The sequence below is a fragment of the Pseudomonas kurunegalensis genome (genome assembly GCF_030291635.1).
In the GTDB taxonomy this organism is placed as follows: Bacteria; Pseudomonadota; Gammaproteobacteria; order Pseudomonadales; family Pseudomonadaceae; genus Aquipseudomonas; species Aquipseudomonas monteilii.
In genome coordinates this window covers 5937243-5950097 of the sequence record NZ_CP127871.1, presented here as the reverse complement: position 1 = coordinate 5950097, position 12855 = coordinate 5937243, and the positions used below count along the sequence as shown (strand labels likewise).

12 protein-coding genes are annotated in these 12855 nt (G+C 63.1%); 7 read left to right on the top strand and 5 right to left on the bottom strand.

From position 1 onward, the window contains the following. Positions 1 to 239 precede the first annotated feature (239 nt). From trxA to QQ992_RS27065, 5 genes are all read left to right on the top strand, one after another. Positions 240 to 566: a thioredoxin TrxA gene (trxA, locus tag QQ992_RS27085; RefSeq protein WP_016712622.1), complete on the top strand. Its 327-nt coding sequence runs from the start codon at positions 240 to 242 to the stop codon at positions 564 to 566. A gap of 227 nt (positions 567 to 793) precedes the next feature. After that, complete coding sequence (gene rho / locus QQ992_RS27080) at positions 794 to 2053, top strand: transcription termination factor Rho (protein ID WP_003253661.1); 1260 nt, start codon at positions 794 to 796, stop codon at positions 2051 to 2053. A gap of 123 nt (positions 2054 to 2176) precedes the next feature. Then, positions 2177 to 3643: a 4-hydroxy-3-polyprenylbenzoate decarboxylase gene (gene ubiD / locus QQ992_RS27075; RefSeq protein WP_016489755.1), complete on the top strand. Its 1467-nt coding sequence runs from the start codon at positions 2177 to 2179 to the stop codon at positions 3641 to 3643. Further along, entirely contained in the window at positions 3643 to 4611 is a 969-nt protein-coding gene (locus tag QQ992_RS27070; protein ID WP_286111721.1) for a CDP-6-deoxy-delta-3,4-glucoseen reductase, read from the top strand. Before ubiD ends, QQ992_RS27070 begins: the two co-directional genes overlap by 1 nt. Before the next feature lie 246 nt (positions 4612 to 4857). Continuing rightward, positions 4858 to 5508, top strand: coding sequence for a gamma-glutamylcyclotransferase (locus QQ992_RS27065; protein WP_286111720.1), 651 nt, complete (start codon positions 4858 to 4860; stop codon positions 5506 to 5508). A gap of 52 nt (positions 5509 to 5560) precedes the next feature. Here QQ992_RS27065 and QQ992_RS27060 read toward each other — a convergent pair whose 3' ends face one another. After that, positions 5561 to 6538, bottom strand: a complete 978-nt coding sequence (locus QQ992_RS27060; RefSeq protein ID WP_286111718.1) for an NADPH:quinone oxidoreductase family protein — start codon at positions 6536 to 6538, stop codon at positions 5561 to 5563. Positions 6539 to 6707: 169 nt separating this feature from the next. On the opposite strand from QQ992_RS27060, the gene QQ992_RS27055 reads away from it, so the two are divergent. Continuing rightward, on the top strand, positions 6708 to 7112 hold the full coding sequence (locus tag QQ992_RS27055) for a flagellar basal body-associated protein FliL (protein WP_016712618.1): 405 nt from the start codon (positions 6708 to 6710) through the stop codon (positions 7110 to 7112). 57 nt (positions 7113 to 7169) lie between these two features. Here QQ992_RS27055 and QQ992_RS27050 read toward each other — a convergent pair whose 3' ends face one another. The 4 genes from QQ992_RS27050 to QQ992_RS27035 all read right to left on the bottom strand — a co-directional run bounded on the left by QQ992_RS27050 (position 7170) and on the right by QQ992_RS27035 (position 12505). Next, complete coding sequence (locus QQ992_RS27050) at positions 7170 to 8282, bottom strand: ABC transporter permease (protein ID WP_105947213.1); 1113 nt, start codon at positions 8280 to 8282, stop codon at positions 7170 to 7172. Between the two features lies 1 nt (position 8283). Further along, the gene (rbbA, locus tag QQ992_RS27045) at positions 8284 to 11004 is read right to left on the bottom strand and encodes a ribosome-associated ATPase/putative transporter RbbA (RefSeq protein WP_286111717.1); all 2721 of its coding nucleotides are present in this window, start codon (positions 11002 to 11004) and stop codon (positions 8284 to 8286) included. Beyond that, positions 11001 to 11960 carry an HlyD family secretion protein gene (locus QQ992_RS27040; protein ID WP_119371810.1) on the bottom strand — a complete coding sequence of 320 codons (960 nt, stop codon included), beginning with the start codon at positions 11958 to 11960 and terminating at the stop codon, positions 11001 to 11003. The genes rbbA and QQ992_RS27040 overlap by 4 nt, the downstream gene beginning before the upstream one ends. A 95-nt stretch (positions 11961 to 12055) precedes the next feature. Further along, positions 12056 to 12505 (bottom strand): EVE domain-containing protein, encoded by a 450-nt coding sequence (locus QQ992_RS27035; protein ID WP_286111716.1) that lies wholly within the window; start codon positions 12503 to 12505, stop codon positions 12056 to 12058. A gap of 179 nt (positions 12506 to 12684) precedes the next feature. Here QQ992_RS27035 and QQ992_RS27030 point away from each other — a divergent pair, with 179 nt between their 5' ends. Then, positions 12685 to 12840: a hypothetical protein gene (locus QQ992_RS27030; RefSeq protein ID WP_164525190.1), complete on the top strand. Its 156-nt coding sequence runs from the start codon at positions 12685 to 12687 to the stop codon at positions 12838 to 12840. Positions 12841 to 12855: the final 15 nt, after the last annotated feature.

Here is a 12855-nt window from a genome sequence, read left to right as displayed (position 1 = left end):
TCGTTAACCCGGCAATCGTGCCACGATAGCAGGCTGTCGCCAACGCGTGACACGCAGCCGGTGTGCTGGCCTTGATGCAAGGCAATGTGCCATTCGATTCTATGACGGCTGTGTGACAGTTTCGATTCGCGGCGTCTTGCACAACTATAGTTACACTCAATCGTCCGCAGCTTCCTGTAGACGGCAGGGGCGGCTATGATGGGCAACGTTTTTTATTGCTTACGACCTTGGAGATTTCCATGAGCGACAAAATCAAACACGTCACCGACGCCAGCTTCGACGCCGACGTACTGCAGGCTCAAGGCCCGGTGCTGGTCGACTACTGGGCTGAATGGTGCGGCCCATGCAAGATGATCGCTCCGGTTCTGGACGACATCGCTGCCACCTACGAGGGCAAACTGACCGTCGCCAAACTGAACATCGACGAGAACCAGGAAACCCCGGCCAAGCACGGCGTGCGTGGCATCCCGACGCTGATGCTGTTCAAGAACGGCAACGTCGAAGCCACCAAGGTTGGCGCTCTGTCCAAATCGCAGCTGGCCGCGTTCCTCGACGCCCACCTGTGATGTGAAAAGGCCCCGCAAATGCGGGGCTTTTCTTTTTCAGAGCACTAGACGCAGAAAAAAGCAAGTGTTACATTCGGCCTCGCACTGCTTTTCCAGTGCCCTCTACACGCCGTCGCCGAAGCATCCCTAATTCGAATCAGTACGCGATCCTGTCGCCATCTAGCGGCGCGGCCTCATTAAGCCAGAAGCTTAATTCTCCCTTCTTACATGATTACGTCACTCCCCTTATGAACCTGACTGAACTCAAGCAAAAGCCGATTACCGATCTTTTGGAAATGGCCGAACAGATGGGCATCGAAAACATGGCCCGTTCGCGCAAACAGGACGTGATTTTCGCCCTGCTGAAGAAGCACGCGAAAAGCGGCGAAGAGATCTCGGGTGACGGCGTGCTGGAGATTCTCCAGGATGGTTTCGGTTTCCTGCGTTCGGCTGATGCGTCCTACCTGGCCGGCCCAGACGATATCTACGTCTCGCCTAGCCAGATCCGCCGTTTCAACCTGCGTACCGGCGACACCATCGTCGGCAAGATCCGCCCACCGAAGGAAGGGGAGCGTTACTTCGCCCTGCTGAAGGTCGACACCATCAACTTCGACCGCCCGGAAAACGCGAAGAACAAGATCCTGTTCGAAAACCTGACGCCGCTGTTCCCGAACAAGCGCCTGAAGATGGAGGCCGGTAACGGCTCCACCGAGGACTTGACCGGTCGCGTCATCGACCTGTGCGCCCCGATCGGCAAAGGCCAGCGTGGCCTGATCGTTGCTCCGCCAAAAGCGGGCAAGACGATCATGCTGCAGAACATCGCGGCCAACATCACCCGTAACAACCCCGAGTGCCACCTGATCGTCCTGCTGATCGACGAGCGCCCGGAAGAAGTGACCGAAATGCAGCGCACCGTGCGCGGCGAAGTGGTTGCCTCCACCTTCGACGAGCCGCCAACCCGCCACGTGCAGGTTGCCGAAATGGTGATCGAAAAGGCCAAGCGCCTGGTCGAGCACAAGAAGGACGTGGTCATCCTGCTGGACTCCATCACCCGTCTGGCGCGTGCCTACAACACCGTGATCCCGAGCTCCGGCAAGGTGCTGACCGGTGGTGTCGACGCCCACGCCCTGGAGAAGCCGAAGCGCTTCTTTGGTGCTGCGCGTAACATCGAGGAAGGCGGCTCGTTGACCATCATCGCCACCGCGCTGGTCGAAACCGGCTCGAAGATGGACGAAGTGATCTACGAAGAGTTCAAGGGCACCGGCAACATGGAGCTGCCACTGGACCGCCGCATCGCCGAGAAGCGCGTGTTCCCGGCCATCAACATCAACCGTTCCGGTACCCGCCGCGAAGAGCTGCTGACCGCCGACGACGAACTGCAGCGCATGTGGATCCTGCGCAAGCTGCTGCACCCGATGGACGAAATCGCCGCCATCGAGTTCCTGGTCGACAAGCTCAAGCAGACCAAGACCAACGACGAGTTCTTCTTGTCGATGAAGCGCAAGTAAGATCGTCGTACCACGCAAAAGCCGGGGAAACCCGGCTTTTTGCTATCTGTACTTTGGCTATTGCGGCCCTATCGGCGCTACACTCTGCACCCCCGACCGATACGGCCAACACGAGGCTCATGCATGCAGTATCGCGACTTGCGCGACTTCATCCGTGGCCTGGAGCAGCGCGGCGAACTCAAGCGCATCCAGGTTCCGATTTCCCCCGTCCTGGAAATGACCGAGGTCTGCGACCGCACCTTGCGTGCCAAGGGCCCGGCGTTGCTGTTCGAAAAGCCCACCGGCTTCGACATCCCGGTACTCGGTAACCTGTTCGGCACGCCAGAGCGCGTGGCCATGGGCATGGGCGCCGAGTCGGTCGACGAACTGCGCGAGATCGGCAAGTTGCTGGCGTTCCTCAAGGAGCCCGAGCCGCCGAAGGGCCTGAAGGATGCCTGGTCCAAGCTGCCGATCTTCAAGAAGGTCGTGTCGATGGCGCCGAAGGTGGTCAAGGACGCGGTGTGCCAGGAAGTGGTGGTCGAGGGTGACGATGTCGACCTCGGTGCACTGCCGATCCAGCATTGCTGGCCCGGCGACGTGGCGCCGCTGATCACCTGGGGCCTTACCGTTACCCGTGGCCCGAACAAGGACCGCCAGAACCTGGGCATCTACCGCCAGCAGGTCATCGGCCGCAACAAGGTCATCATGCGCTGGCTCAGCCACCGTGGTGGCGCCCTCGACTACCGCGAGTGGTGCGAGAAGAACCCCGGCCAGCCGTTCCCGGTTGCCGTGGCGCTGGGCGCTGACCCGGCGACCATCCTTGGTGCCGTGACCCCGGTACCGGACACCCTCTCCGAGTACGCCTTCGCCGGCCTGCTGCGCGGTAACCGCACCGAGCTGGTCAAGTGCCGTGGCAGCAACCTGCAGGTGCCGGCCACCGCCGAAATCATCCTGGAAGGTGTGATTCACCCGGGCGAAATGGCCCCGGAAGGCCCGTACGGCGACCACACCGGCTACTACAACGAAGTGGACAGCTTCCCGGTGTTCACCGTCGAGCGCATCACGCACCGGCAGAAACCGATCTACCACAGCACCTACACCGGTCGGCCGCCAGATGAGCCGGCAATCCTCGGTGTGGCGTTGAACGAAGTGTTCGTGCCGATCCTGCAGAAGCAGTTCCCGGAAATCACCGACTTCTACCTGCCGCCGGAAGGCTGCTCGTACCGTATGGCGGTGGTGACCATGAAGAAGCAGTACCCAGGCCACGCCAAGCGCGTGATGCTGGGTGTGTGGTCGTTCCTGCGACAGTTCATGTACACCAAGTTCGTTATTGTGACCGATGACGATATCAACGCCCGTGACTGGAACGATGTGATCTGGGCCATTACCACGCGCATGGACCCCAAGCGTGATACGGTGATGATCGACAACACGCCGATCGACTACCTGGACTTCGCGTCGCCGGTATCGGGGCTGGGGTCGAAGATGGGCCTGGACGCCACACACAAGTGGCCGGGCGAGACTACACGCGAATGGGGACGGGTCATCGTCAAGGACGAAGCCGTCACCCGCCGTATCGATGAGCTGTGGGATCAGTTGGGAATAGATTGATGCAGGTAACGTTGCAGCCGTCCGGGGCGGTGCTGGCGCTCGAACCCGGGGAACGGATCCTGGATGGAGCGCGGCGGTTGGGCTATGACTGCCCGAACAGCTGCCGCAATGGCAATTGCCATGTTTGCGCCGCGTTGTTGGTCGAAGGCCGGGTACGCCAGGACGGCGAAGTCCGCGACCATGGCGAGTTGTTCACCTGCATTGCCGAACCGCTGGAGGACTGTGTGTTGCTCTGGGACGGTGTGCTCGCCCTGGGCGAGCTGCCAGTGCGCAAGCTGGCGTGCAGCGTCAGTGAGTGCGTCGACGTCGGTGGCGACGTGTGGCGGGTGCGTTTGCGCGCGCCAGCCGGCAAGCCGCCGCGTTACCACGCCGGGCAGTACCTGATGATCGAGCGCGAGGGCGGCAAGCAGGCGGCCTTCTCGCTGGCTTCCGCGCCCCACGCCGGTCGTGAGCTGGAGCTGCATGTGCTGGCGCGTGAGCCCAGTGCGCTGCAACTGATCGAGCAACTCAAGCGTGACGGTTTGGCGCGCATCGAGATGCCGTTCGGCGACACTCACCTGGCCGAGTTGCCAGATGGGCCGCTGGTGCTGATCGCCGCGGGTACCGGCATGGGCCAGATGCACAGCCTGGTCGAGCATTGCCGGGCTAAAGGCTTCAAGCACCCGGTGCACCTGTACTGGGGCGTGCGCAGGCCCGAAGACTTCTACCAGATCGAGCACTGGGATGAATGGCAGCGTCTGCCCAACCTGTTCCTGCATCAGGTTGTCAGCGACCTGTGCGGCTGGGAAGGCCGTTGCGGCATGTTGCACGAGGCGGTTTGCGAGGACATTGCCGAGCTCAACACCGTGCATGTGTATGCCAGTGGTTCCCCAAACATGATCTACGCCACCCTCGATGCCCTGGTCGAAGCCGGCATGGATGCACACCGCATGCGTGCGGATGTGTTTGCCTACGCACCGCGCGGTTAATAACCGAAGTTTGAAAGTGTGGGTATAAGGCGGTAATTGTTACCGCCTTGGCTAATAACTTTCACCGCTGTTGAAACAGTACTCCCCAGTCGTCGGAACCGCGCATGAAACACTGACGCGAGGGCTTGAGTATTCCTGCAGTTCTGGCCTATGGTTACTGCAAGCGCCCTTGGTATAGAGGCCTTGGAGCGCAGCGTAATCGAATCTCGCTACATCCGTAGTTCACAGGGATAATGGCGGCAGCTTATGTCGGCACTTGAAAGTATGTCCTGGGAAGTTCCATATCCTCCGGCACTCGACTTCGGTCAGCAACATACTCACGACCAGTTGTTCAACTCGATGAAGACGACCATGTCGCGCCATCAGGGTGGGCCCGTGTGGTTGTTTGCCTATGGTTCGTTGATCTGGCGGCCGGAGTGCAATTCGGTAGAACGCCAGCGCGCGCGGGTGCACGGTTACCATCGGGGCTTGTACCTGTGGTCGCACGAACACCGCGGTACCCCGGAAACGCCCGGGCTGGTGTTTGGCCTGGACCGTGGCGGCTCCTGCAGCGGTTTTGCCTACCGGCTGGATGAAAGCAACCTGGACGACTCGCTGATGGCCCTGTGGCAGCGCGAGATGCCGTACCCGGCATACCGACCGCACTGGCTCACCTGCCGGCTGGGCGATGGTAGCAAGGTGCAGGCTTTAGGCTTTGTGCTGGAGCGGCATTTGCCGTGCTATGCGGGGAACCTGCCAGATACCTTGCTCAGCCAGATTCTGGCCAGTGCCAAGGGGCGCTATGGCACCACGCGGGACTACGTGGAACAAACGTTGAATGCCTTGCGCAGCCACCAGATGCCCGATCGCAACCTGGAGGCGCGGTTCCGGCGCTGCCATAACCTACGGGAAGTGTGAAAACCTGTACCGGCCTCTTCGCGGGCAAGCCCGCGAAAGGGCCAGAACTGTCTTACCTGGCCAGCACCACCAACTTACCCACAGCCTGCCGCTGCCCCAGTTTCTCAATGGCAGCCCCAGCCTCGGCCAGTGGATAAGTTTGCGACACCAGCGGCTTCAACTTGCCTTCGGCATGCCAGGCAAACAGCTGCCTGAAGTTGGCCGCGTTATCTTCCGGCTGACGCTGTGCAAACGCCCCCCAGAACACCCCAAGCACTGCCGCGCCCTTGAGCAATACCAGGTTGGCCGCCAACTGCGGGATGGTCCCGCTGGCAAAGCCCACCACCAGCAGCCGGCCATTCCAGGCCAGGCCGCGCACCGCTTGCTCGAACAGCTCACCACCCACCGGGTCATAGATGACATCCACACCCTGGCCGCCGGTCAGGCGCTTGATCTCGTCGCGCAGGCTGGCCTGGCTGTAGTCAATCAGCTCATCCGCCCCGGCCGCTTTGGCCACGGCCAGTTTCTCGGCACTGCTGGCCGCCGCGATCACCCGTGCGCCCATGGCCTTGCCGATTTCCACTGCCGCCAGCCCAACACCGCCGGAAGCGCCCAACACCAGCAGGGTTTCACCTGCTTGCAGTTGGCCACGCTGGCGCAGGGCGTGCATGGAGGTGCCGTAGGTCATGCCGAATGCCGCAGCGGTGGTGAAGTCCATGCTCGCCGGAATCGGCAGTGCGTTGTAGAACGGCACTGCCACCTGTTCGGCAAACGCGCCCCAGCCGGTCAGCGCCATGACCCGGTCACCTACCTTGAACGCACCGGCCTTTTCCCCGACCGCAGCCACCACGCCCGCCGCTTCGCCACCCGGCGAGAATGGCAGCGGCGGCTGGAACTGGTACTTGCCTTCGATGATCAGGGTGTCGGGGAAGTTGACCCCGGCGGCCTGCACATCCAGCAGGATCTCGTTCTTCTTCGGCAGCGGGCTGGCCACGTCTTCCAGCACCAGGTTGCGCGCCGGGCCCAGGGTTTTGCACAACACAGCTTTCATCGGGGCTATTCCTTTGCGGGTAGTGGCCGATAAGTGTAGGAGGGCCACCTGCCGGGTCAACGAGCATGGCCCACCCTGATGTGCAGGCATAAGTGCCGGCATAAGCCCGGGCTTGGGTTTGAGCGGTGTGCTGGGTAAGCTGGCGCCAACTGTATTGAGGAGCGAATTCGTGAAAGCGTGGATCTTGATGGTATTGGCGCTGCTGCTGCCGGCTGCGGCCATGGCCGAAGAAGCCAAGGAAGGGGCGCCCAAGGTCGCCTACATCAGCCTGAGCCCGCCCTTTGTCGGCAACTATGCCCTCGACGGCGGCCCACGGCTGCGTGTGTACAAGGCCGATGTGGCCCTGCGCGTGACCGGCGACGAAGCCGCCAAGGCGGTGCAGCACCATGAACCGCTGATCCGCAACCAGCTGGTGGCCCTGTTCACCCAGCAGACGGTGGACAGCATGAGCAACGTCGAAGCCAAGGAGCACCTGCGCCAAGAAGCGCTGAAGCAGGTGCAGCAGGTGCTGGAAGCGGAAGAGGGCAAGCCGATTGTTGAAGACTTGCTGTTCAATAACCTGATCGTGCAGTAATCAATTGTGGGAGCGGGCGTGTCCGCTCCCACAGATGCCTCCACGGTGCCTGCGTTATCAGGACGCCAGGCTCCGGCGAAACCGCGCCAGCGCCACGCTGAAGAACACCAGGCCGATCAGGCCCAGCGCCAGGATATCCGGCCATACCACCGCCCACCCCGCATCCCGGAACAGGATCGCAGCCCCCAGGCTTACAAAGTGCGTCGACGGCGAGCCCTGCATCACCCACTGTAACCACTGCGGCATGCTGTCCAGCGGTGTGCTGCCGCCTGACAGCAACAGCATCGGGATGATCACCGGGATCGCCAGCAGGCCGAACTGGGGCGTCGAGCGCGCCAGGGTGGCGAGGAAGATACCCAGCGCGGTACTGGCGAACAGGTACAGCGCCGTCACGCCCAGGAACAGCCCCATCGAGCCGGACAACGGCACGCCCAGCGCGCCTTTCACCACCACCACCAGCGAAATCCAGGTGCAGATCACCACCACCAGCGCGTTGCTGCCAATCTTCGCCAGCATGATTTCCAGTGCCGTCAGCGGCAGCACCAGCAGGTGGTCGAGGGTGCCGTGCTCACGCTCACGCAGCAGCGCGGTGCCGGTGAGGATGATCGCCAGAATGGTGATGTTGTTGACGATCTGGATCACCGCCAGGAACCAACCACCCTCCAGGTTGGGGTTGAACAGCGCTTTGGGGTTGATCAGCACTGGGCTTTGCACATTGCCGCGTTGGCTGTAGTCGAGCAGTTCACGCTCGAAGATGCGGCCGATATAGCCAGCGCCCATGAACGCCTGGCTCATGGCCGTGGCATCGACATTGATCTGCAATTCCGGCGATCGCCCGGCCAACAGGTCGCTCTGGAAATTCACCGGCACATTGATCACGAAGGTGTACTGGCCGCTGTCCATGGCCTGGTCCAGGTGCTCCGGTGCCAGCGGCACGGCGGGCTGGAACTCGGGCGGTTGCAGGGCTTCGCTGAGCTTGCGTGACAGCAGGCTGTGGTCTTCGTCCACCACCGCGACGCTGGCGTTGTGCACGCCGATCACCGAGCCGGCTGCCGGCATGTAGATCGCCACGCTGAAGGCATACAGCAGGAACAGCAGCAGGACGCTGTCGTGGCGCAGGCTGGTCAGTTCTTTCAGGCCCAGGCGCAAGGTGTGGTTCAGCCGCGACATGTCAGGCCTCCTGCTTCTTCAGCATGGCCAGGCTCAGGCCGGTGAACGCGGCAAAGAAGCCCAGCAGGATCAGGCACTGCGGCCACAGTTCGCGCAGGCCCAGTGCCTTGGTGAAGGTGCCGACCGCGATATCGAGGAAATAGCCCGCCGGGAACAGCTGGCCCATCACCGCCGCTGCGCCGTCCAGCGACGAGCGTGGCACGATCAGCCCGGAAAACTGGATGGTTGGCAGGCTGGTGATGATCATGGTGCCCAGGATGGCCGCGATCTGGGTGCGGGTGAACGCCGAGATCAGCAGGCCCAGGCTGGTGGTGGCCAGCAGGTAGGCCACACCCCCGCAGGCCAGCGCCAGCACGCTGCCCTTGAGCGGCACGGCGAACAGCCAGCGGTTCATCGCCACCAGCAGCGCCAGGTTGACCAGGCTCACGGCCAGGTAGGGCATCTGCTTGCCCAGCAGGAACTCCAGGCGCGTGAGGGGGGTGGCATAGAAGTTGGTGATGGAGCCCAGCTCTTTCTCGCGGACGATGCCCAACGCAGTGAGCATGGCCGGGATGAAGGCCAGGATCAGTGCCATCACGCCCGGGCCGATGGCATTCACGCTGACCACGTCCTGGTTGTAGCGAAAACGCGTTTCCAGGCGCACCAGGTCCTGCCGCGCCTGCGGCTGTGGGCTGGCCCTTGCCAATTGCTCCAGGTTGGCCTGGTGCACGGCTTCCACGTAGTTACGGCTGGTTTCTGCACGGAACGGCATGCCGCCGTCGAGCCAGGCGGCCACCACCGGCTGGCGCCCGGCATACAGGTCACGCCCAAAACCGGGTGGAATCTCCAGCGCCAGTTTGATTTCCGAGCGTTGCAGGCGCTGGTGCATTTCGCGGCTGTCGCGGATCGGCGCCTGCTCGGCGAAATACCGTGAGCCACGGAAGGCCTCGAGGTAGGCCCGGCTTTGCGGGCTCTGGTCCTGGTCGTGCACAGCAAAGGCAAGGTTTTCCACATCCAGTGAAATGCCGTAACCGAAGATCACCATCATGAACAGCGCACCCAGCAGGGCAAAGGCCAGGCGTACCTTGTCGCGCAGCAGCTCCTTGCCCTCGCGGCTGGCCACCGCCAGCAGGCGGCGCAGGCTGAAGCCCTGGCGCAGTGGCGGCGCGGCCGTGGCGGCCTGCTCAAGCACAGCGTTGTCCGTGGCTTGTGGTGCCAGCTCCTGGGCTTGCTCCAGGCAGCGCACGAATGCGTCTTCCAGGGTGTCGCCGTGGTACTGGCGCTGCAAGGCATCCGGTGTGTCGCAGGCCAGTACTCGCCCGGCATGCATCAGCGAGATGCGGTCGCAGCGCTGGGCTTCGTTCATGAAGTGAGTGGAAAGGAAAATGGTCACGCCCTGCTCGCGGGACAGTTCTACCAGCAGGCGCCAGAAGTCGTCGCGGGCGGCCGGGTCGACGCCAGAGGTCGGCTCGTCGAGGATCAACACTTCCGGGCGGTGCAGCACCGCCACCGCCAACGACAGGCGCTGACGCAGGCCAAGGGGCAGGGCGCCGGACGGCTGGTCGGCGATAGCGGCAAGGTCGAAGCGCTCTATCAATTCGTCGATGCGCTGGGCGCTTTCGGCCTTGGGCAGGTCGAACAGGCGGGCATGCAAGGCCAGGTTTTGCCGGGTGCTGAGCTCGCCATACAGCGAGAAACTCTGCGACATGAAACCGACCCGCTTGCGCGTGGCCAGGTCGCTGGCGTCCACCGGGCGCCCCAGCAGGCTGGCGCTGCCCTCGCTGGCCGGCATCAGGCCGGTGAGCACTTTCATGGTGGTTGTCTTGCCGCAGCCGTTGGAGCCGAGGAAGCCGAAGATCTCCCCACGGCCGATGGCGAAGCTGACCTTGTTCACGGCTGTGAAGTCGCCAAAGCGCAGGGTCAGGTCGTGGGCCTCGATGGCGACCTGGCCGTCCTTGGCCTCACGCGGCGGGATGGTCAGGGGTTGATGCTGCGCCTTGCCTGCGCCCTGGTAGTGGGTGAAGGCGTCGTCCAGCTTGCCACTGGGGGTGGCTGCGGCCAGCTCATGGCTGGGGCCTGCGGCCAGCAGGCGGCCGCCATCGAGCATCAGGCAATGCTCGAATTGTTCGGCTTCTTCCATGTAGGCGGTGGCCACCAACAGTGTCAGCTGGGGGCGTTGTGCGCGTACCTGTTCGACCAGCTCCCAGAAGCGCCGCCGCGACAACGGGTCGACGCCAGTGGTCGGCTCGTCGAGGATCAGCAGGTCCGGCTCGTGGATCAACGCGCAGCACAGGCCCAGTTTCTGCTTCATGCCGCCTGACAGCTTGCCGGCCGGCCGCTCGGCAAAGCGCTGCAGGTCGGTGGCTTGCAACAGGTTGGCCATACGCTGCTCGCACTCGCGCCGGCCCAGCCCGAACAGGGTGGCGAAAAAGCGGATGTTCTCGCTGATCGACAGTTCCGGGTACAGGTTGTTGCCAAGCCCCTGCGGCATGAACGCCACTTTCGGGTACAGCGCAGCCCGATGACGGCGCTGGCGGATCGAGCCGCCCAGCACCTGCAGCTCGCCCTGTTGCAGGCGCTTCACGCCGGCGATCAGCCCAAGCAGGGTCGATTTGCCCGCGCCATCAGGGCCGATCAGTGCGCAGCGGGTACCGGCAGGCAGGCTGAAACCCAGTGTATGCAGGGCCGTCAGGTCGCCATAGCGGTGGCTGATACCCTCGGCCAGCAGTGCCGGGGCGTTCATTGCAGGTTGGCCGGCCAGTCCACCTCAGCCGTGCGCACGTAGCCGGCGCCAGGCATGCCCGGTTTGGCCTGCGGCACGGTGCCCGGATCGGTCAGGCGCAGTTTTACCCGGAACACCAGCTTCTGCCGCTCGTCGCGGGTTTCCACCTGTTTGGGGGTGAACTGGGCCTTGGCCGCAACGAAAGCCACTTTAGCGGGCAGGGCGCGCTCGGGCAGGGCGTCGAGAACGATCCGCGCCTGGTCGCCTACCGTCAGCCGGCCGCTGGTGGAAGCCGGGAGGTACAGGTTCATGTACTGGTCGCTGGGGTCGATCAGCATCAGCACGCGGCCGCCAGCACCCAGCACTTCACCGGGCTCGGCCAGGCGCAACTGGATAATGCCGTCGATGGGCGCACGCAGGCTGCTGTCGTCGATTTCGCTGGTGAGCTGGGCCACCTGGGCTTCGGCGGCACCGATGGCGGCCTTGATCGCTGCCAGCTGGGCGCGGGCCGCGACCACGGCCGAGTTGGCCGTGTCGAAGCGCGCCTGCTGTTGGTCGAGCAACTGCTGGCTGGCGTACTTGCGCTGGAAAATTTCGCGCACGCGCTTGAGCTCCTGGCTGGCCAGCAGCAGTTCGCTCTGGCGCAGTTGCACGGACGCCTGGGCCGCTGCGTAGTTTTCCCGAGCGCGCAGCACTTCGGCTTCGGCCTGGCTGCGCTGGGCTTCCATGGTGCGGGTGTCGATACGTGCCAGTAGCTGGCCGCGGGTGACCTTGTCGCCTTCATCGACCAGCACTTCGGCCAGGCGACCGGGGATTTTGCTGGCGATCTGCACTTCGGTGGCCTCCAGGCGGCCATTGCCCATGCTAAGGCCTTCGGGCAACTGGTCGTGGAGCGATTTCCAGTACCCCAGCCCACCGGCTGTTGCCAGCAGGGCGATCAGTGCGGTGGCGAAGATTCTGGGGGCATATCGGTTCATCGTTCTGCATCCTTGCGGTCATGCACACCACATCATGGCGCGCGGCCCTGTATGGCGTGTTGATATCGGTCAAACCCTTGACCTTAGCTGCACATTCAACGCAACGCGACAATCACCGCCCATTGTTCGGGTGTTACCGGCATCACCGACAGGCGGCTGCCTTTTTGCACCAGCGGCAACTCGGCCAGGCCGGCTTGCTGTTTCAGCCAGCCCAGCTCCAGCACCCGAGGCAGGGTTTGCACGTGCGCCACATCCACCGCGCTCCACGGGTTTTTCTCGGGCGTGGCCTTGGCATCGTAATAGTGGCTTTGCGGGTCCAGCGCGGTCGGGTCGGGGTAGGCCGCGCGAATGATCCTGGCGATGCCGGCGATGCCCGGTTGCGGGCAGCTGGAGTGGTAGAAGAAAAATTCGTCACCCACGCTCATGGCCCGCAGGAAATTACGCGCCTGATAGTTGCGCACACCATCCCAGCGCGCTTCGCCCAAGCGGCCGAGGGCTTCGATGGAGAGCTCGTCGGGCTCGGATTTCATCAGCCAATAGGCCATGGATGTTGCTCCTGAAAAGGTTTGAAATAACCTGTTGCACGAAACCGACAGCCGGTTGGCGTCAAGGTTTGCGTGCGGACGCAGGTTGTCGGAAAATGCGCCCCGTTTAAAGCGCTATGCGCTGGCGATACCCAGAAAATCGCCGCGCACTGAACAGTTTGCCTGGGGGGCAATCTTCGATGAATCAACGTAAAAAGCCGGATCTGCTGTGGATCCTGGTGTTCATTTTTGGCCTGGGTGTGGTCACTACCGGTTATGCGCAAGGGTTCTGGGAGCGCAAGCTGGACAACGCCTACCAGATGCCGGTCGACGCCAGCCAGCCACAACAACGTTGATGCCCTCGCTGGCGC